The sequence below is a fragment of the Aeromonas sp. 604282 genome (genome assembly GCF_049170575.1).
Classification (GTDB): Bacteria; Pseudomonadota; Gammaproteobacteria; order Enterobacterales; family Aeromonadaceae; genus Aeromonas; species Aeromonas veronii_A.
The window spans coordinates 109,398-130,048 of sequence record NZ_JAAKMV010000011.1 but is presented as its reverse complement, the minus strand read 5'-3'; the positions used below and the strand labels follow the sequence as shown (position 1 = coordinate 130,048).

Annotated in this window: 16 protein-coding genes; 7 read left to right on the top strand and 9 right to left on the bottom strand. The window is 62.7% G+C overall.

Annotated elements, in window-relative coordinates:
- The first annotated feature begins 11 nt into the window (after positions 1–11).
- On the top strand, positions 12–1,019 hold the full coding sequence (locus tag G5367_RS14070; protein WP_076493932.1) for a substrate-binding domain-containing protein: 1,008 nt from the start codon (positions 12–14) through the stop codon (positions 1,017–1,019).
- 84 nt (positions 1,020–1,103) lie between these two features.
- On the opposite strand, the gene G5367_RS14065 is transcribed toward G5367_RS14070, so the two are convergent.
- The 3 genes from G5367_RS14065 to G5367_RS14055 are packed head-to-tail and all read right to left on the bottom strand — an operon-like array spanning position 1,104 to position 4,057.
- Positions 1,104–1,745 (bottom strand): bifunctional 4-hydroxy-2-oxoglutarate aldolase/2-dehydro-3-deoxy-phosphogluconate aldolase, encoded by a 642-nt coding sequence (locus G5367_RS14065; RefSeq protein WP_421244483.1) that lies wholly within the window; start codon positions 1,743–1,745, stop codon positions 1,104–1,106.
- A gap of 9 nt (positions 1,746–1,754) precedes the next feature.
- Positions 1,755–3,551 (bottom strand): phosphogluconate dehydratase, encoded by a 1,797-nt coding sequence (edd, locus tag G5367_RS14060; protein WP_111900466.1) that lies wholly within the window; start codon positions 3,549–3,551, stop codon positions 1,755–1,757.
- Positions 3,548–4,057 carry a gluconokinase gene (locus G5367_RS14055; RefSeq protein ID WP_005340649.1) on the bottom strand — a complete coding sequence of 170 codons (510 nt, stop codon included), beginning with the start codon at positions 4,055–4,057 and terminating at the stop codon, positions 3,548–3,550. Before G5367_RS14055 ends, edd begins: the two co-directional genes overlap by 4 nt.
- A gap of 245 nt (positions 4,058–4,302) precedes the next feature.
- Here G5367_RS14055 and gntU point away from each other — a divergent pair, with 245 nt between their 5' ends.
- The 4 genes from gntU to G5367_RS14035 all read left to right on the top strand — a co-directional run bounded on the left by gntU (position 4,303) and on the right by G5367_RS14035 (position 11,664).
- Positions 4,303–5,643: a gluconate transporter gene (gntU, locus tag G5367_RS14050; protein WP_421244482.1), complete on the top strand. Its 1,341-nt coding sequence runs from the start codon at positions 4,303–4,305 to the stop codon at positions 5,641–5,643.
- 150 nt (positions 5,644–5,793) lie between these two features.
- Entirely contained in the window at positions 5,794–7,143 is a 1,350-nt protein-coding gene (gene pssA, locus G5367_RS14045; protein WP_421244481.1) for a CDP-diacylglycerol--serine O-phosphatidyltransferase, read from the top strand.
- A gap of 190 nt (positions 7,144–7,333) precedes the next feature.
- Positions 7,334–9,403 (top strand): ATP-dependent DNA helicase RecG, encoded by a 2,070-nt coding sequence (gene recG, locus G5367_RS14040; RefSeq protein ID WP_421244480.1) that lies wholly within the window; start codon positions 7,334–7,336, stop codon positions 9,401–9,403.
- A 143-nt stretch (positions 9,404–9,546) separates the two neighbouring features.
- Positions 9,547–11,664 carry an AsmA family protein gene (locus tag G5367_RS14035; RefSeq protein WP_421244479.1) on the top strand — a complete coding sequence of 706 codons (2,118 nt, stop codon included), beginning with the start codon at positions 9,547–9,549 and terminating at the stop codon, positions 11,662–11,664.
- A gap of 54 nt (positions 11,665–11,718) precedes the next feature.
- On the opposite strand, the gene G5367_RS14030 is transcribed toward G5367_RS14035, so the two are convergent.
- Positions 11,719–12,627, bottom strand: coding sequence for a bifunctional GNAT family N-acetyltransferase/hotdog fold thioesterase (locus G5367_RS14030; RefSeq protein ID WP_115544223.1), 909 nt, complete (start codon positions 12,625–12,627; stop codon positions 11,719–11,721).
- 51 nt (positions 12,628–12,678) lie between these two features.
- Here G5367_RS14030 and G5367_RS14025 point away from each other — a divergent pair, with 51 nt between their 5' ends.
- A complete protein-coding gene (locus G5367_RS14025) occupies positions 12,679–13,359 on the top strand; it encodes a spermidine synthase (RefSeq protein WP_421294532.1) in 681 nt (226 codons plus the stop codon).
- Here the strand turns inward: G5367_RS14025 and dtd are convergent.
- The 5 genes from dtd to G5367_RS14000 all read right to left on the bottom strand — a co-directional run bounded on the left by dtd (position 13,348) and on the right by G5367_RS14000 (position 19,245).
- Positions 13,348–13,785, bottom strand: coding sequence for a D-aminoacyl-tRNA deacylase (gene dtd, locus G5367_RS14020; RefSeq protein ID WP_005342646.1), 438 nt, complete (start codon positions 13,783–13,785; stop codon positions 13,348–13,350). The genes G5367_RS14025 and dtd overlap by 12 nt on opposite strands.
- Before the next feature lie 86 nt (positions 13,786–13,871).
- A complete protein-coding gene (locus G5367_RS14015; protein ID WP_005340664.1) occupies positions 13,872–14,744 on the bottom strand; it encodes a virulence factor BrkB family protein in 873 nt (290 codons plus the stop codon).
- Positions 14,745–14,920: 176 nt separating this feature from the next.
- Positions 14,921–16,162, bottom strand: a complete 1,242-nt coding sequence (locus G5367_RS14010; protein WP_287869894.1) for a malic enzyme-like NAD(P)-binding protein — start codon at positions 16,160–16,162, stop codon at positions 14,921–14,923.
- A gap of 254 nt (positions 16,163–16,416) precedes the next feature.
- On the bottom strand, positions 16,417–17,643 hold the full coding sequence (locus tag G5367_RS14005; RefSeq protein WP_005355439.1) for an aromatic amino acid transporter: 1,227 nt from the start codon (positions 17,641–17,643) through the stop codon (positions 16,417–16,419).
- A 168-nt stretch (positions 17,644–17,811) separates the two neighbouring features.
- The gene (locus G5367_RS14000) at positions 17,812–19,245 is read right to left on the bottom strand and encodes a DUF2867 domain-containing protein (RefSeq protein WP_421244478.1); all 1,434 of its coding nucleotides are present in this window, start codon (positions 19,243–19,245) and stop codon (positions 17,812–17,814) included.
- A 286-nt stretch (positions 19,246–19,531) separates the two neighbouring features.
- Here G5367_RS14000 and G5367_RS13995 point away from each other — a divergent pair, with 286 nt between their 5' ends.
- Positions 19,532–20,623 carry a hypothetical protein gene (locus tag G5367_RS13995; RefSeq protein ID WP_421294519.1) on the top strand — a complete coding sequence of 364 codons (1,092 nt, stop codon included), beginning with the start codon at positions 19,532–19,534 and terminating at the stop codon, positions 20,621–20,623.
- Positions 20,624–20,651: the final 28 nt, after the last annotated feature.

The window sequence follows — 20,651 nt, the reverse complement described above, 5'->3', positions numbered from 1 at the left end:
TGGACACCCCTATGAGCCCCACCCGCAAGCGCCGCCCCACCCTGCAAGATATCGCCGACCAGACCGGCGTGACCAAGATGACTGTCAGCCGCTATCTGCGCGACCCGCAGACCGTGGCGGAGGGGACCCGCGAGCGGATCGCAGCTGTAGTGGAAGAGCTGGGTTATATCCCCAATCGGGCGCCGGATATTCTCTCCAACGCGACCAGCAAGGCGATCGGCATCCTGATCCCCTCACTTTCCAACCAAGTATTCTCGGCGGTGATCCACGGCATCGAGTCGGTGACCCGACCGGCCGGCTACCAGACCCTGCTGGCCCACTACGGCTACAGTCCGGAGCGGGAGGAGGAGCAGGTCGCGTCCCTACTCTCCTACCATGTGGATGGCCTCATCCTCTCCGACAGCCAGCACACAGAGCGCACTCGCAAGATGATCGCCACCGCCGGCATTCCGGTGGTGGAGACCATGGATCTGCCGCAAACCCCCATCGATATGGTGGTCGGCATGGACCATAGAGCCGCGGCCCGGGCCATGGTAACAGAGATGCTGCGCCGGGGCCGACGCAAGGTGGTCTATCTGGGGGCGCGGCTCGACGTGCGCACCCAGCTGCGGATGGAGGGTTACTATCAGGCGATGACCGACTTCGGCCTCACCGGCCAGCATCTGCTGACCGAACAATCCTCCAGCTTCACTCTGGGGGGCGAGCTGCTGGATCAGGCGCTGGTACGCTATCCCGACCTCGACGGCCTGTTCTGCACCAACGATGACCTGGCGGTGGGTGCTCTGCTGCAGTGTCAGGCCAAGTGGATCCCGGTGCCCCAGCAGATCGCCATCGCCGGTTGCAACGCTCTCGACATCGGCCACGCCATGACCCCCAAACTGGCCAGTATCGCCACCCCGCGGGAAGCGATCGGTCGGGAGGCGGCCACCATGCTGCTGGCTCGTCTCAACGGCCAATCCCAACCCGATACCCGCAAAGATATCGGCTTCTCCCTCTATGTCGGGGAGAGTCTGGGGTAATCCCTTCCCTCACCCACTTAAGTCACGCTGATAGCAAACAGGCCACCCGAGGGTGGCCTGTTTGGTTTTCTGCACAACTGAGGCTTAGCGTTTTACCAACTCAACCGCTTCGCGGGAGAGGCGAGTCACCTCTCCCCAGTTGCCGCTCTTGACCGCATCGGCCGGCAGCATCCAGGAGCCGCCGACAGTGGCCACGCATTTGAGCGCCAGATAGTCGGCCACGTTTTTCGGGCCGATACCGCCGGTCGGGCAGAACTTCACCTGGGGCAGCGGCGCGGCAATGGCGGAGAGCGCCTTGGTGCCGCCGTTCGCTTCGGCCGGGAAGAACTTCAGGTGGTCATAGCCCGCTTCCAGCGCCTGCATCACTTCAGACGGAGTTGCCACACCCGGGATCAGCGGCGCGGTGCTCTTGGCCGCGTGAGCCAGCAGGGCCGGCGTCATCCCCGGGGAGATGACGAAGCGGGCACCGGCGGCAACGGCTGCGTCAAACTGCTCGCAGTTGAGCACGGTACCAGCACCGACCATGGCATCCGGCATCGCCTTGGCAATGAGGGCGATGGCATCGAGCGCCACCGGGGTGCGCAGGGTGATTTCGAAGACAGAGATGCCGCCGTCGAGCAGCGCCTTGGCCATCGGCAGGGCTTGATCCAGCTCGTTGATAACCATCACGGGTACCAGCGGGGAGGCGGCAAACACCTCGGCCGGGGTCACTTTCCAGTTCTGCATAGCTCTTCCTTAGTCAAAGATGGTGGCGCCACACTCGGCGCTCGATACCGCGCGACGCATCACGCTGAACAGTTCACGGCCCCACCCCTCTTGTTCCGGAGTGAGGTCAATCTCGGCCTGGGTACGGCCACTCAAATCGGTCAGGCAGTCGAGGCTGCCGTTTACCGCATCAACCCGCAGCAGATCGCCGTCGGCCAGCAGGCCAATGGCCCCGCCGTGCAGCGCTTCCGGGGTAACGTGGATGGCGGCTGGGATCTTGCCGGAGGCACCGGAGAGACGGCCATCGGTGACCAGCGCCACCTTGTAACCCGCCTTCTGCAGGTTGCCGAGCACCGGCATCAGCTTGTGCAGCTCCGGCATACCGTTGGCGGCCGGTCCATTGTGGCGCACCACGATCACGGCATCCTGATTGAGATCGCCCGCCTTGTAGGCCGCTTCCACCGCATGCTGGGAGGAGAAGACCCGCGCTGGGGCTTCAATCACCCGATACTCGGGAGCCACGGCGGAGACCTTGACCACGGCGCGGCCCAGATTGCCCGCCAGCAGCTTGGTGCCGCCGGTGGCCTGGAACACGCTGCCGGAAGGTGAAAGCACGCTCGCATCGCCGCTTTCGCCCACCGGCTGCCATACCAGCTGGCCATCGACCAGTGCCGGACGGCTGAGGTAATCCTGCATCTCGCCAAAGACTGGAGTGGCGTCCATGTGGATCAGCCCCTCTTGCGCCAGACGGCGCATCAGGCCGGGCACGCCGCCTGCTTGTTCGAAGGCGTTGACGTCGGCCGGGCCGTTCGGATACATGCGAACCAGCAGCGGCACCACATCGGAGAGATCGCTGATGTCATCCCAGGTCAGCACCAGACCGGCGGCGCGGGCCAGCGCCACCATGTGGATGCTGTGGTTGGTACTGCCGCCGGAGGCGAGCAGGGCCACCAGACCGTTGACCAGCGAGCGCTCATCCAGCACCTCGCTCAGCGGGCGATAGGCCGGGGAGCCCGGGATCATGGCGCTGATGCGGCGGGCCGCTTCGGCGGTCAGGGCGCGGCGCAGCTCGCTATGGGGATGCACAAAAGCAGAGCCCGGCAGCATCAGGCCCATGGCCTCGAATACCAGCTGGTTGGTGTTGGCGGTGCCGTAGAAGGTACAGGTGCCTGCCGCGTGGTAGGCGCCGCACTCCATCTCCAGCAGGGCATCGCGACCCACTTCACCGGCAGCGTACTTCTGACGCACCTTCACCTTCTCGTCATTGCTGATGCCGCTCGCCATCGGGCCAGCAGGAACAAATGCAGTCGGCAGGTGAGCGTGGGAGAGGGCCCCCATGATCTGACCCGGAGCGATCTTGTCGCAGATACCGAGCAGCAGGGTGGCATCAAAGGTGTTGTGAGAGAGCGACAGTGCGGTCGCCTGGGCGATCAGGTCGCGGGAGAAGAGGGACATGTCCATCCCCGGCTGACCCTGAGTCACGCCGTCGCACATGGCGGGCACGCCGCCGGCGACCTGGGCGCTGTGGCCCAGCTCGGCCAGCACCGCCTTGATCTGATCCGGATAGCCCTGATAGGGCTGATGGGCGCTCAGCATATCGTTGTAGGCGGTGACGATGCCGACGTTGGCACGGGTCATATCGAGAATGCGACCCTTCTCGTCACTGCTGCAGGCGGCCACGGCGTGGGCCAGGTTGCCGCAGGCCAGCGCGGCGCGGGTCTTGCCCTGCTCTGCTTGACGCTGGATGCGGGCCAAAAATGCCTGACGACGGGCGACACTGCGCTCGCGGATGCGGGCGGTGACGTCGGAAATTACCTGATGAATCATTGGGCTTGCTCCAATGCTGTGACGGCGCGGTCAACCACCTGTTCGAAGGTGCCGTCTATATCAATGTGGAATACACCGGCTTCGCCATCCGGGCGCTCCAGAGTATCGAACTGACTTTGTACCATGCTTTCACGCATGAAGTGGCCCTTGCGGGCACGCATCCGCTCGAGGATCAGCGGCTGGCTGCCATCGAGGAAGATGAAGCTGACCGACTCGTTGCCTTCGCGGATCTGGTCGCGGTACTTCTTTTTGAGGGCGGAACAGACAATGATGCCGGTCTCGTTCTTCTGCTCGAGACTGTAGGCGGCGTCGCGGATCCGCTCCAGCCAGGGGGCACGATCCTCATCGTTGAGGGGGTTGCCGCCAGCCATCTTCTGGATGTTGGCCTTGGGGTGCAGGTCATCACCATCGATGAACTTGGCGCCCAGCGCTTCGGCCACTTTCAGACCCACGCTGGATTTGCCGCTACCACACACACCCATCACGATAATGCACTTACCCGCCATAATTTGACCTCTGTCCCACTTTTCAAAAAACCAGCTGTTGATGGGTTCTAATCTAACACGTTACCGGTAACATGTTACCGGTAACGATTGAAAATGTGAAGTCTGCCACAGACTGAGCAAACCCATAGTCACCTGGGCATATGATGTTGAGCCCTTGCCATAAATCTAAATAAATCATAAAGATATGGTTTGCCGACGGATCGGCAAGGTGTCACGACTGAACTTGGAAAAAGGAACGCATAACAATGTCTGACCTCTCCCTGATCATGACAGCCGCCGGCTCGATTGTGCTGCTGCTCTTCCTGGTGATGAAGGCCCGGCTCCACGCCGTGGTAGCCCTGACCCTGGTCTCCATGGTGGCGGGTCTCGCCGCTGGCATGAACCCGGCCGATATCGCCAACACCATCCAGAAAGGGATGGGTGGCACCCTCGGTTTCGTCGCCGTGGTGGTGGCGCTGGGCGCCATGTTCGGCAAGGTGATGGAAGTGACCGGTGCCCTCGACCGGGTGGCTCACACCCTGCTCGGCAAGTTCGGCGTCAAGCGCGCCAACTGGGCCATGGCCCTGACCGGCTTTGTCTGCGCCCTGCCGCTGTTCTTTGACGTGGCCGTGGTGCTGCTGATCGGCGTCGCCTTCGCCATCGTCCGTCGTGGCGGCGGCAGCGTGGTGAAGATCGGTATCGCCCTGCTGGCCGGTATCGCAACTTGCCAAGCCTTCCTTATCCCGGCGCCGGGCCCGATCCTGGTGGCATCCCAACTGGGTGCCGACTTCGGCTACATGATCCTGTTCGGTCTGATCGCTGCCGTACCGGCGCTGATCCTGGCTGGCCCGCTGTTCGGTGACTTCATCAGCAAGATCGTCGATGTGCCGCTGCCTGCCGATGCCCAGAACAGCGTCCATGATGACAGCAAATCCCTGCCCTCTTTCGGGCTGGCCATGGGCCTCATCGGTCTGCCGCTGCTGCTGATCGGCCTCAAGACCATCGTCGGTCGCTTCGTCGAGGCAGGCTCCACCCTGCACAACTGGCTGGAGTTCATCGGCCACCCCTTCACCGCCATCATGGTCGCCTGTCTGGCCGCCTTCTATCTGCTGGGTATTCGCCGCGGCATGTCCCGTGACGAGGTGATGAGCGTCTGCAACAGCGCCATCCAGCCCGCCGGTGTCATCATCCTGGTGACCGGTGCCGGTGGCGTGTTCAAACAGGTACTGGTTGATTCCGGCGTAGGCGCCGCGCTGGGCAACATGCTGGCCGACTCCGGTCTGCCCATCGTCGCGCTGGCCTTCATTCTGGCCGCTGCGGTACGGGTGATTCAGGGCTCTGCCACCGTCGCCATGCTGACCGCCTGCGGTCTGGTGCTGCCGATGCTGGAACCCCTCGGCCTGAGCGGTGCCCAGCTGGCTGCCGTCACCATCGCCATCGGCGGCGGTGCCATCGTGCTCTCCCACGTCAACGACTCCGGTTTCTGGCTGGCGAACCGCTACCTCGGCCTGACCGAGAAGCAGACCCTGCAGACCTGGACCGTGATGGAAACCATCATCGGCACCACCGGCGGCGTGATGGCGATGATCATCTACAGCTTCCTCTGACAAGGGCAAAATGCTGACAAAAAGGCCTCACTCGTGAGGCCTTTTTCATCTTTCTGATGATTCTTTCTTTGGCTGAGAGGGCGAGATTGCTAGAATCGCCTATTCATCGCTCCGAGTGGAACGCTTAACCCCGTGATTTCAGGTTTATCTATGCATTCATCGGCCCATTATCGACAACTGCTGGCGCGCCTGCCCCAGATCGCCGTCGCAGCGGATCAGTTTGAAGTGCTCTACAGCGCCCAGGATTTCAAACGCCGCATTCTTGCGCTTATCGCCAGTGCCACCCGGCGCATCTATCTGGTCGCGCTCTATCTGCAGGATGACGAAGCCGGCCGGGAGATCCTCGCCGCCCTCTACGCCGCCAAGCAGCGCAATCCGGCCCTCGACATCAAGCTGTTCGTCGACTTCCACCGTGCCCAGCGCGGCCTGATCGGCAAAAGCAAGCAGGGCGGCAACCACCTGATGTATCAGGCCATGGCTGCCGAACACGAGCACCAGATCGAAATCTACGGTGTGCCGGTCAAAGGGCGCGAGCTGCTCGGCGTGCTCCACCTCAAGGGCTTCATCTTTGATGATGTGGTGCTCTACTCCGGTGCCAGCCTCAACGACATCTACCTGCATCAGCAGGATCGCTACCGCTTCGATCGCTATCACCAGATCACCAGCCCGGAGCTGGCCAGCAGCATGGTCAACTATGTGGATGACCTGTTCGTGAAGAGCGACGCGGTGCAGCGACTGGATCACAGCGATATCCCCAGCGCCAAGCAGCTGAAGGGGCCAATCCGCCGCTTCAAGCAGAGCCTGCGCCAGAGCCAGTACCGTTTCAGCACCATGCCGGTCAACACCCAGGAGGTGGCCGTCACCCCCATGGTGGGTCTGGGCAAGCGCAACAATCAGCTCAACCTGATGATCCGCAATCTGGTTCGCGCCACCGAGCGTGAGATCTTCATCTGCACCCCTTACTTCAACCCGCCCAAGGAGTTGAGCAAGGATATCGAGGATCTGCTGCAGCGCGGTTGCAAGGTGACCATCGTAGTGGGCGACAAGACCGCCAACGACTTCTTCATTCCGCCGGAAGAGAAGTTCTCCACCATCGGTGGCCTGCCCTATCTCTACGAGACCAACCTGCGCAAGTTTGCCGAGCGCAACCAGCGCCACATCGACGACGGCCGCCTCAACCTGATGCTCTGGTGTTGCGAGCGCAACTCCTACCATCTCAAGGGGATCTTCGTGGATGACGAGTGGGCCCTGCTCACCGGCAACAACCTCAACCCCCGCGCCTGGGCGCTGGATCTGGAGAACGGCCTGCTGGTACACGATCGTCGCCACCTGCTGCGTCCCCAGTTCAACGCGGAGCGGGAGAACATCCTGACCAACACCAAGCGGATCAGCCACTTCGATCAGGTTGAGCAGATCCAGGACTACCCGGAACAGGTGCGCAAGCTGCTGGGACGGATCCACCGGGTCAAGGCCCACCTGCTGCTAAAACGCATCATCTGACCTTGGGCGCCATGCGCCCAAACCTTGCCTGTTGGCAGCCGCACAAAGGCCTTCCGTTTTCGGCAGGCCTTTGTTATATCCGCCGTTTCCCCCGCCTTGGCGGCCCTGCCAGCAGCAACTCGGCTTGCATCGGCCCCTCAACAACCCCTATCATCTGGACATATTTACAGTGTTTTCGGGCATCTAATTGATGAAATTGGATAAAATTCCTCTCGATAGCCTCAAGGGTGTCGGCAGCAAGATGCTGGAGAAGCTCGAGCGGCTGGGGCTGGCCACGGTACAGGATCTGCTGTTCCACCTTCCCCTGCGCTACGAGGACCGCACCCAGGTGTGGCCCATAGGCGATCTGCCGCCCGGCCTGCACGGCGCCGTCGAGGGCGAAATCCAGGACACTCAGCTGGTGATGGGGCGCCGCCGCATGATGGTCTGTCGCATCAGCGATGGCACCGGCACCCTCACCCTGCGCTTCTTCAACTTCACCGCCGCCCAGAAAAACAGTCTGGCGGCGGGCCGTCTGATCCGCTGCTTTGGCGAGGTGCGCCCCGGCAAATACGGGCTGGAGATGGCCCACCCCGAGTACAAGCTGCTCGGCGAGGAGCAGGCCGGTCAAACCGAAGAGGCGCTCACCCCCGTCTACCCGACCACCGAAGGACTGCGCCAGCTCACCCTGCGCAACCTCACCGATCAGGCACTGGCCCAGCTCGATCTCTATGGCGTGGAGGAGCTGCTGCCCGCCGGACTCTATCCCCATCAGATTGAACTGGCCGCCGCCCTGAAATTGCTGCACCGCCCGCCTCCCTCGGTGGCGCTGCCGCTACTGGAAAGCGGCCAACATCCAGCCCAGCAGCGGCTGGTGCTGGAGGAGCTGCTGGCGCACAACCTCTCGGTACTCAAGGTGCGCGCTCAGGCACAAACCCAGCTGGCCCGCGCCCTCAAACCGGCGCCCGCGCTGGTCGAACAGCTGCTCGACGCCCTGCCGTTCAAGCCCACCGGCGCCCAGAGCCGGGTGGTGACCGAGATAAGCAAGGATCTGCAACAGAGCCACCCCATGATGCGGCTGGTGCAGGGCGACGTGGGCTCCGGCAAGACTCTGGTCGCAGCACTGGCCGCCCTGCAGGCCATCGGCAACGGCTGTCAGGTGGGGCTGATGGCGCCGACCGAACTGCTGGCGGAACAGCACGCCATCAACTTCGCCAAGTGGCTGGAGCCGCTCGGCATCGGAGTCGGCTGGCTGGCGGGCAAGCAGAAAGGCAAGGCTCGGGAGGAGGCGCTGGCCGCGATCAAAGATGGCAGCGTCAAGATGGTGGTGGGCACCCACGCCATCTTTCAGGAGCAGGTGGTGTTCCAGCGTCTGGCGCTGGTCATCATCGATGAACAGCACAGATTCGGGGTGCATCAGCGCCTCGCACTGCGCGAGAAAGGGGAGCGGGAAGGGGTACATCCCCATCAGCTCATCATGACCGCCACCCCCATCCCCCGCACCCTGGCGATGACCGCCTATGCCGACCTCGATACTTCGGTCATCGACGAACTGCCGCCGGGCCGTACCCCCATCACCACAGTCGCGCTGCCTGACAGCCGTCGCGGCGACGTGATCGAGCGGGTCAAGCTCGCCTGCACCGAGGGCAAGCAGGCCTACTGGGTCTGCACCCTGATCGAGGAGTCGGAGGTGCTGGAGTGCCAAGCCGCCGAAGATACCGCCGCCGAGCTGCAGAACCTGCTGCCCGGCCTGCACATCGGGCTGGTGCACGGCCGAATGCGCCCGGTCGAGAAACAGCGGGTGATGGAGGAGTTCAAGGCAGGCATACTGCAACTACTGGTCGCTACCACCGTCATCGAGGTGGGGGTGGACGTGCCCAACGCCAGCCTGATGATCATCGAGAACCCGGAACGGCTCGGGCTGGCGCAGCTGCACCAGCTGCGCGGCCGGGTCGGGCGCGGAGCGGTAGCCTCTCACTGCGTGCTGCTCTATCATGCCCCCTTGTCCAAAACGGCCCAGAGCCGACTCGGGGTGCTGCGTGAGACCAACGATGGCTTCCTCATCGCCCAGCGCGATCTGGAACTGCGCGGCCCGGGGGAACTGCTCGGTACTCGCCAGACCGGTCTGGCCGATCTCAAGATCGCCGATCTGGTGCGGGATCAACCGCTTATTCCGCAGGTGCAAAAGATGGCGCGCTTCCTTATGGATAGGCATCCGAGCCATGTCGAACCCTTGATTCGCCGTTGGCTCGGCTTACGGGATCACTATTCCAATGCCTGATCGAGGTAGATGCAGAAGATGGGCACATCTCCTTATGGATAGGCACCCAAGCCATGTCGAACCCTTGATACGGCGCTGGCTCGGTCTGCGAGACCACTACTCAAACGCCTGACAACCAATCCCAAAACAGGAGGAAAGCACCCATGAATTCCTGGCTACGCGGCCTGCTCTACACCTTCGCCTTCCTGCTGCTGTTTGTCTGGGTTGCCCTCGGCCTGTTCGACGCCGAGCGCGCCAAAGGCCCCATCGCCAGCTGGATCAGCCAGCAGACCGGCGTACCGGTCACCATAGGGCGACTGGTGTTCAACCCGCTCCACCCCTACACCCTGCTGGCAGAGCAGGTACGCTACGGCGATGCGGTCTCCCTCGACAAGATCTATCTGGAGATCGAGAGCATCGACTGGCTGAGCCGCGACGTGCGCATCGCCCATCTCGATCTCATTCGCCCCGCCATCAAGCTGCCGCTGCCCAACCAACTGCCGAACCTGCCGGTGCACTCCCTCACCATCAGTGACAGCACCATAGACCGGCTCAGTCTGGAGAGCCCCGAGCTGACCCTGCGCGGCCTCAACGCCACCCTGAGTGACTGGGAGCTGATCGACCCGAAACGGCAACCACAGGCCAACCTGAGCCTCAATATCGGCCAGCTGGAGACTCCGCAGTTCACCTTCGCCCGTCTCAACCTGCAAGGACGGCTGGAGGGGGAAGTGCTGCGCACCGACAAGCTGGTGACCAACCTGTTCGACGGTCTGCTGGAGACCGGCATGGTGCTGGACTGGCCCGCCCGCACCCTGCAACTGCACGATCTCAAGGCGCGCGGCATGCGGGTGGAGCTGGGGGATCTGACACAGCAAGGCTTCCCACAGCGCTTCCCGTTGCAAAGGGTGTCGCTGGATCGCGGTCAGTTGGACGGCGTCAGCCTCAACGACATCAATCAGGAGCTCTCCTTCAACAACTTCAGCGGCCAGCTCACCGCCTTCAACTGGCAGGCGGGCAACCAGCCCACCGGCTATCTGAGCGGCACCCTGGGCGACATGGGTCGTGGTCTGTTCCAGCTGGAGGAGATCAAGGGCAAGCTCGCCTTCTCACCCCAGCAGATCGACGGCGAACTGCAGGGCAAGGCCTATGAAGGGGAGTTCAATGTCGAGTTCTCCCTCGATAACCAGCAGCAGAAGCTGACCCTGAAAGACGTGGCGCTGAGCGGCATGGATATCAGCCTGCCGCAGGGGTGGTGGCAGGATTGGCAGGGCTGGCGCCCGCAGCAAGTGGATATCCGCAAGCTGGCGTTCGACAAGCTTAAGGTGCTCTCCTTCGACGATTCCATCCCTCTGTCGCTGACCGGCTGGCAGCTCTATCTGAGCGATCTCGCCCTGCGCGATAACCAACCCGGCCCGCTGCTCGGCCGTGCCCGTATCGAGAGCAAGTGGTTCGAGCTGGTGTGGGATGGCCTCAGCGCCCGCAACGGCGAGCTGGATGGGGAGCTGACCCCCAGCTCCTGGCAACTGGGCAAACTCACCAGCTCGCTGCCGGATGAGGGCACTCTCAGCCTGAGTGGCCAGTGGGGCCGCGAACCGGGCCAGAGCAGCCGCCTCCAACTGCAGGCGACCAAGCTGGATCTGCAGCAATGGGGCAAGATATTCCACTCCCCGGTCTCGTTCGCTGGCAAGGCGGACGTGAGCGCCGATCTGCAAGCCGAACATGGCAAAACGGCGGGCGAGTGGCGCCAGACCCTGCAGGGCAGCTTTGCCCTCGATGCCGACGAGCCGTTCTGGGACAAGGTAAAGATAGACCCGCTGCTGGATGAGTGGTTCAAGGGGGCGACCCCGCCCACCCTGACGCCGGATCAGCTGTGGCAGGCGATGCAGGAGGGTGACACCCCCTTCTACCGCATCAAGCTGCAGGGCAAGATCGACAAGGGGCAACTGCAGATCGAGCAGGCTGGCGCCTCCACCATCACTCATCTGCTGGCGCTGCAAGGGGGGATCGATCTGGTCAACGAACAGTGGCAGCTCGATCTGGGGATCCTCAATGGCAACCGCTGCGCCGAGCTGCTCGGCCAGTGGCGCGGGCCGCTGACGGAACCCACGTTGGCCTGGAGCTTCCCGCAGAAGCAGGACGTCTGCGGCTGGGAAGTGGGAGTACGCTATCCGCCGCAAGGCAACAGCGCCCCGCTCTGGCGACCGGCTCCCGCAACGAAAGCCCAAAACCAGGCCCAAGTGCAGACCCAAACCGGGCAGACAAGCGACAGCCAGCAAGGGTAAAAACAGACAAGGCCTCATGATGAGGCCTTGTTGTTTGATGGGGAAGCGACGCGGTTACTGGCCCGGACGACGGGGTGGCTGCACCACGTAGTGACCGCAGAACTCCGCCGCCAGCTTGCTGCCGCTGAACAGCTGGATCTTGAGGCTGAAGGTGGCAGGCTCACCCCGTTTGAGCGGCTGCAGCACGGCGGGCATACCCTCGCGGGCCACTCGCGCCTCCGGCTCCTCATCAACAGGGCCATGATATTTGATGGTGCTCTCGGCCAGCACCGGCTCACCCACCAGCCCCTCCTCTTTAAGCTGCAGCCAGATCAGCCCCCAGCCCGCCAGCACGCACTGGCTGTAGACACTGCCGGCAAACATGCTGCCATGCACGTTGAAATTGGCCGCCAGATTGGCCTTGAGATGGAAGGTCTGGCCGTCGTAGTGGCTGATGTGCATCCCCATCTTCTCGCTGATGGGCACCCCGCGTGACCAGCGGGTGGTGAGATCCTGACACCACTCCGGCCGGTACTGGATAGTCTGCAACGGGCTCAGGGATTTGATCATCTGGCGATGGGGAATCCGACCAAAGGAGACGGGGCCGCCCCCCACTTCGAGAAAGCCACACTTGCGATAGAACTCCACCGCCTCCTGGCGGGCGTTCATCACCAGCCGTTTCACCTTCTCGCTGCGGGCCAGCTGCTCGAGATCTTCCACCATTTGGGCACCCAGCCCCTGGCCACGATATTCGGGCCGCAGCGCCATAAAGCGGATCTGTGCCTCGTCGCCGCCGATAAAGAGGCGGCCTACCGCGATGGGAGTGCCATCGGGTGCCAGCATCAGCCGGTGAATGGCGACCGTATCGTATTCGTCCCGCTCGGAACCGACCGGCAGATTGAAGGGCTTACGCAGAAGCTCCCAGCGCAACTGGTAGTAGGCATCCAGCTCGGCGACTGTCTGAGGGGTGACTACCCGGTACATAGTTTCATCCTTGAGTTACACTGGTCGGAAACCATCTTGCCGTGCAAATTCATGGACTTCAATCTGCAAGCGTACCAAGCCGATCACTTGTTGCACCTCAGCGTCAAACCCCAGCGCCGCCTCACGGTACAGGAAAATGAGCAGCACCGCTGGCTGGAGATAGATGGCGTGGTGCAATCCGCCATGTCGCTCGCCAACCCCGCGACCCTCTGTCTGCCCCATCAACGGGTCATCGCCTGCCTGCTGCCGGAGCGGGCTGAGCAGATTCTCGAACTTGGGCTGGGTGGCGGCGATCTCACCCGCCATCTGAGTCAGCGCTGGCCAGATGCCCGCCACGAGTGCGTTGACCTCGACGAAGAGGTGCTGACCGTTTATCAGCAGTTTTTCCAGCATCAGGCGCACGATGGGCAAGCCGTTCCGGCACTCCATCAGGCCGATGCCCTCGCCTTTCTGGAGCAGAGCGAGCAGCAGTACGACCTCATCCTGCTCGATCTCTTCAGTCAGGATGGCAACCCGCTGCTGCTGTTTCAGGAGCAACTCTACCGGGCGCTGGCCCCCCGCCTCTGCGGCACTCTGGTCATCAACCTGCTGCCGCGCACCGCACTGGAGCTAACCCACGCCCTGACACTGATTGAGCAGTGGATTGGCCCCGCTACCCCCTATCCGGTCGCTGGGCTCATCAACGTGATCGTCCACGTCATACCGCGGGATCAGGCATCCTCAGACCTGTAGCCAGAAGGTAACCGGGCCGTCGTTGACCAGAGCCACCTTCATGTCGGCGGCAAAACGCCCGGTTGCGGTCGGGATGCCGCTAGCGGCGGCCTTCGCCACGAAGTAGTCATAGAGGCGCTCGGCCTCGCTCGGGTGGGCACCGCAGGAGAAGCTCGGGCGCATCCCGCTCTTGGTATCGGCCGCCAGGGTAAACTGGGAGACCACCAGCAGGCTGCCGCCGATCTGGCCGACATTGAGGTTCATCTTGCCGTTCTCGTCACTGAAGACCCGATAGCCGCTCACCTTGTGCAGCAGTTTGTCGGCCTTGGCCTCATCATCCCCCTGCTCCACCCCGAGCAGTACCAGCAGCCCCTGACCGATGGCGCCGGTCACCTCCCCCTCAACGGTCACGCTGGCCTCGCTGACCCGCTGAATCAATGCAATCACATCCCTCTCCTTTGAAAACAGAACGACCGCCCCCTCGCAGGGGCGGTCGTCGATGCTACCAATAAACCGGTGGCCAAGGCGATGGCTTAGCCAAGCTCCTCACTCGCCGGTTTCTCGTATTCGCCGAGGCAGGCCGTGGTTTCAGCCCCCAGCAGCACCACCAGCCAGCTGAGATAGACCCAGACAAACAGGATCGGGATGGTGGCCAGCGCGCCGTAGATGGCCTGATAGGAGGGGAAGTTGGTGATGTAGATGGCAAAGCCGCGCTTGGCCAGCTCGAACAGGGTCGCAGCTACCAGCGCACCGATAAAGGCGTGGATCAGCCGCACCTTGCAGTTCGGCACCACGGTATAGACCAGCAGGAAGGTGAGCACCGAGAAGAGGAACGGCAAACCGCGCAACAGCAGATAACCGATACCGAACAGGCTCTCGGCGCCAAACAGCCGCAGCGAGAAGATATAGGAGGAGATGGCGATACTGGCCCCGATAAGCACAGGCCCCAGGGTCAGGATCATCCAGTACATGGCAAAGGCCTGCGCCAGCGGGCGGCCCTGGGTCGAACGCCAGATGTAGTTGAGGTTCTTGTCGATGGCGGAGATCAGCATCAGCGCCACCACCACCAGCGCCCCGATCCCCACAGCCGTGGTGTTGGTGGCATTGGCGACGAAGCCGTCGATGTACTCCTTGAGCATATCGCCCGCAGTCGGCACAAAGTTGTGGTAGACGAACTGCTCCATCGCCTGCTTGAGGCTCTGGAACACCGGGAAGGCGGACATCATGCCAAAGACCACGGCGATCATCGGCACCAGTGAAAGCAGGGTGACATAGGCCAGATAACCGGCGGTAACCGTCAATCTGTCCTGCTGGAAACGGCCCCAGACAAACTGGGCAAAGTGGCGACCATCATGGCGCAAGAAGGAGAGGGCGTGGGCCAAACGGCCACTGACAGGCTGCTGCATCTTGATTCTCGTTAGCGTCATAGTGGCAATATTGTGTCAGAGGAGAGCGCTGTTTGACCACCTTTGCACCCGATTTGCCTCCATATGCCCCAACCTGTCGCCCGGCTGGCGTCTCTGGCTGTCGCCAGAAGCAGAGATAAAAACGGCCCCGCTATGGGGCCGTTTGCAATGCCGGATTACAGCATGTAGTCCGCGGGCAGCTCGATGCGGGCGACGCCGGAGGCAACCGCCGCCAGCGCCACGGCGCGGGCAACCCGCGGCAGCAGACGGGCATCCATCGGCTTGGGAATGACGTAATCCTTGCCGAAGGCGAGCTCGCTGACCCCGGCGGCGGTCAGCACCTCGGCCGGCACCGGCTCCTTGGCCAGCGCACGGATCGCCTCGACCGCGGCAATCTTCATGGCATCGTTGATGCGGCTGGCACGGGCATCGAGGGCACCGCGGAAGATGAAGGGGAAGCAGAGCACGTTGTTGATCTGGTTCGGGTAGTCAGAGCGGCCGGTACCCATGATGAGGTCACTGCGCACCCCGTGGGCCAGCGCCGGCTTGATCTCCGGGTCCGGGTTGGAGCAGGCGAAGATCACCGGATTGGGCGCCATCAGGGCGACCGCTTCGGCGGGCAGCACATCGGGGCCGGAGACGCCGACAAACACATCTGCCCCTTCGATGACATCCATCAGGGTGCGCAACGGGGTCTCGTTGGCGAAGCGCAGCTTGTACTTGTTGAGATCGCTGCGGCCGGTGTGGATAACACCCTGACGATCCAGCATGAAGATGTTGTGCGCTCTGGCGCCACATTTGATCAGCAGGTCCATGCAGGCGGTGGCGGCAGCCCCCGCCCCCATGCAGACGATGCGGCTGTCGCTGATGAGCTTGCCCTGGATCTCCAGCGCGTTGAGCAGACCGGCGGCGGTGACGATAGCGGTACCGTGCTGGTCATCGTGGAACACCGGAATGTCGCAGCGCGCGATCAGCGCCTCTTCAATCTCGAAACACTCAGGCGCCTTGATATCTTCCAGATTGATGCCACCGAAGGTATCGGCGATGGCCGCCACCGTGTCGATGAACTGCTGGCTGGTCTCGTGCTTCACCTCGATGTCGATGGCGTCGATGCCGGCGAAGCGCTTGAACAGCAGAGCCTTGCCTTCCATCACCGGCTTGGAGGCGAGCGGCCCCAGATTGCCCAGCCCCAGAATGGCGGTGCCGTTGGAGATGACGGCCACCAGATTGCCCTTGCCGGTATAGCGGTAGGCATCGGCCGGGTTGGCGGCGATCTCGCGCACCGGCTCGGCAACACCCGGGCTGTAGGCCAGCGCCAGATCGCGGGCGGTTTCGGCAGGCTTGGTCAGGGCGATGGCAATTTTGCCCGGTACGGGCTGGGCGTGGTAATCGAGTGCTTCTTGACGCAGATCGGACATGGGGGACCCCGATGTGGTTGGTGCAAATGAGGTGCCGACAGGGGGCACACAGAAGGGCGGGGATCATAAAAGAAAGCGTTGAGCATGCCCAGCAGATCATGCTACCGCCAGCCAGATCAGACCAGTTATTTCAGCACCTTACCCCACCCACACCTACCACTTTAGTTATAGATCCTGCTGCGTGGGGTAAAAATGGCGCAAAAAGGGCGGCAAGTTGGCCTTGCCGCCCTTTCTGTCAGAGCTGTAGACCTGACTCAGTTGCCCAGATAGACCGGCAACAGATTTGCCATCGACAGGAAGTGGAACAGCGCGGTCGCCAATCCGAACAGGATCAGCAACCAGGCCATCAGCTTGCCACCGGGGGTAACGAAGTGGGGTGTCACTTCGCCCCGCTCGGCCCGCGCCCGGGTGCGCAGCACCAGCAGTGCCGGGATGATGCAGGTCCAGATGGTGGCGGCGGCACCGGCATAACCGATAGCCAGCAGGAAGCCGAACGGGAAGAGCAGGGAGAGCACCAGCGGCGGCAGGAAGGTGACCGCCCAGGTCTTGCAGCGACCGGCGCGGCTGTTATCGAACTTGAACAGATCAGCCAGATAGTCGAACACCCCGAGCCCTACCCCGATAAAGGAGGAGAGGATGGCCGCCATGGAGAAACCGTTGATGGCGCTGGCCACCTTCTCCGATTCAATGACCCCGGAGAGGGCGGAGAGCAGCACGCTCACGTCCCCTCCCTTGGCAATCACGGGGGCAAAATCCTGACGGGGCAGGTTGCCGAAGATCCCCAGCAACCAGAGCACGTAGAGCGCCAGCGCGATCAGGGTTCCCCCCAGAATGGCCCATCTGGCCTGCTGCTCGTTCTGGTAGTAGGCACGCAGAGAGGCCACCGAGTGGTGATAGCCGAACGAGGTGAGCGCCACCGGCAGCATCGCCATGGCATAGGGGGCGTAGCGACTCTCGCTGCCCGCCAGATCGAGCAGGGTCGGCAGCTTGATACTGCCGAGCAGCCCGGCCACACCGAGGGCGAAACTGAGGATCATGAAGGCGATCAGCACCACAGAGATGCGGTCAACGGCGCGAGTCGAGTGCCACACCACCGCAGAGAAGAGCGCCACGAACAGCACGGACGCGAGCTTGCTGTCGATCCCCAGAATGCCCTGCAGGATGGCGCCGGAGGAGGTGATATAGGCGTAAAGCAGAATGCCGCCAACAAAGTAGACCGAGAGGTTGTTGAGGAGATTGAGCTTCTCCCCCAGCAGCTCGCGAGTCACGGTATTGAAGGAGACCCGCATATCGTGGTGCTGGAAGGATTCCAGCAACATCCAGCCGGAGAGGGTCATCATCACCATAGTGACGGTCAGCGCCAGCACCGACCAGAGGGTCCAGGCCCCCGCCCCCGAACTCGGCAGACCGAGCATGCCGGCTCCCACGCAGACGCTGGCAATGATGCAGGCGCCCCCCAAAATTGACGGTTTTTTCTTCATAATTCCTTCTTTTTCTGACTGATTATCTATCCGCGGTAAACAAGACCGCGGCATGATGCCAGCCTTTGCCATGAGACGACTACCACTATCTGCCATAACCGGGCATGGCCGCCGCATAAAAAGTGCCCCGAACGGGGCACTCTATCAGCGGGAATGATGTGAAGAGGGTTAATCCATCACCGGGATACCTGCACTCACCTCGGCCTGACGGGCGATGGCCTCGGTCATGCCCTGAAAGATAAAGAGGTGGAACGGCAGCATGGCGAGCCAGTAGGCCAGCCCCCAGGCGCCCTGCGGGTGCCAGTGAGCGGTGACCCGGACGCGGGTCAACCCGGACTCCTCCGGCAGGATGTTGAACTCCAGCCGCCCGACGCCCGGGGCCTTCATGTTGAACAAGAGATCGAGCCTGCGCCCCTCATCCACCCCGAGGATCTGCCAGGAGTCGAGCATGTCCCCCTTCACGAAACGATCCGGATTGGTGCGGCCACGGGTGCGGGCCGGGCCGCCGATCAGATGATCCATCCATTCGCGCACCACCCACAGCTGGTTCATGTAGAAGTAGCGCTGCTCCCCCCCCAGCTGCTGCAACACCTGCCACACCACCTCGGGAGAGGCGAGGCAGATGGCTTCACCGCTGGCGGTACGGTCATAGAAACCATATTCGGGATGGCGCCAGCGCAGGCCGAGCGGCGTCTCCTGCCCCTGCTGTTCGGCACCCAGCTTCTGCTCCAGCGCCAGACTCTCCGCCAGCGCCTCGTCGAAGCTGAGCAGGGTCTGCGGCAGCAAGGTGCGCAGCGGGCCGTCATCGGCCGGGATATCGTGCTTGAGACCCCCCACCAGCGCCTTGGCCACCGGCTGCGGCACCGAGGTGACAAACTGCAGCCACCAGGCAGAGAGGCGCGGGCTCAGAAACGGGATGGGAATGATGGGGCAGCGCTTGCCGATATGGGCGGCGAACTTCTGCAACTGCTGCTGATAGCTGAGCAGTTCTGGGCCGACCGCATTGAAAATGCGGCCATCCACCTCGTCGGCCTCCACCAGCCCGCCCAGATAGTGAAGCAGGTTGGACAGCGCAATCGGCGGCGTGCGCGAGCGCACCCATTTGGGCGTCACCATCATCGGCAGGTTGAACACCAGATCCCGCATCACCTCGAACGCCGCCGAACCGGGCCCGACAATGATACCGGCGCGCAGCTCCACCGTCGGCACGCCGGAGTCACGAAACAACTCGCCACAGTGGCGGCGGGAGTTGAGATGACGGCTGTTGCACTGCTCCGGCTGGATCGCCCCGAGATAGATGATGCGGCGCACCCCGGCAGCACGAGCGGCGGCAGCGAAGTTCTTTACCCCCTGCTGCTCCAGCCGGTGAAAATCGGCCCCCGCCCCCATGGCATGCACCAGATAGAAGACGGTATCGATGCCCGCCAGCGCAGGCAGCAAGGTGATCGGCTTGAGGCTATCGGCGAGGCGAAACTCGACCCCCTCAGGCAAGCGGCAGGGACGGCGCGCCCCGGCAATCACCCTGTAGCCCAGCGTTTGCAGGTGGGGCACCAGATAGGAACCGATGTATCCTGCCGCTCCCATCACCAGACAGTTACGCATGAGTGAAGCCCTCAACATCATTGATGCAAGGGGCGCCAGACAGGAATCCACCATAGCCCGCCACGTCCATCACCAGACAATTTCCCATGTAATTCTCCCTATCCTCACCGATGCCGCTTGTCAGCCAGAGTGCGCCGCGTTACCTGAAAATGTTCAACTAGAGCGCCACCATCCAGTCTCTTGCCATCCTGCCACGCCACCACCTTGCAACCTAGTACTAACCACCTCCCTGATTAGTCCTATTTGGTGTTAAGCCCTGCTCACTAACAGGTCGATAACTGACCAGATGTATAGCGCCGAGGGCGAATGTATGCGCATCGATCACTACGACCTCCAGGGGGAGGTGCAATACCGGCAACAGCAGGCCCAGAGCCGCAAGGTGCGCAACCTCGGGCCCGTGCCACCCGTCGTCAATCCACCGGAAGGCAACAACGCGGCAGTGGCCGGCGAACGCAGCAGCACCCTGACCCTCACCAGCGCCCTGACGCTGCAAACCGCGAGGCAATCGGCCGCCAGCCAGCAAGCGACAACACCTCCCGCCCCGCCCGCAGCGGACGTCGGCAAAGAGCAGGATGGTATTCCCGACGATGGACTGGATAACCGCCAGCGGCTGATCAAGCTGATGATCGAGGCGATGCTGGGCCACGAAATCGAGCTGCCCAAGCCGATCACCCCCTCCGAAGAGGGAGGCGATGGAGTGACCCAAGGAGATGCCGCTGCTCAAGCCGCCGAGCCGGATCAACTGGTGGAGGTGACTGACACCCTGCTGCAACAGGAGCAGCTCAACGTGGTGGCATCGGCCAGCGTAGCGACTCGGGATGGTCAGACTATTCAGCTCGATCTCGGCTTTGTGCTCGACTGGCGCCAGCTGGAGGTAAGCCAGCGGCGCACCACCCTCAATGCCCTCAAAGATCCGCTGGTGCTGAGTCTGGATGGCAAGATTGCCGATCTGACCGAGGCACGGGTCACTTTCGATATCGATCAGGATGGCAAGGAGGATAGCCTGCCGGGCTTGAGTGAAGGCAGCGGCTTTGTGGCGCTGGATCGCAATGGCAACGGCACCATAGACGATGGGGGCGAGCTGTTTGGTGCTCGCTCCGGCAATGGCTTCGGCGAGCTGGCCACCCTGGATGAGGATGGCAACGGGGTGCTGGATGAGGGGGATAGCCAGTTTTCAGCCCTGCAGTTCTGGCATCCGGATCACGCCCCCATCGCTCTGGTGGAGCTGGGGATCGGCGCCATCCTGCTGCGCCCCCTCGACACCCCCTTCAACCATCTGGGGGAGAGCGGCAATCAGGGGGTGCTGCGCCAATCCGGCCTCTATCTCACCGAACAGGGTAAAGGAGGCTGGGTGCAGCAGATCGATCTGCGGGTCTGAGCTTTGAAATGAAATCACCCATCGGTCG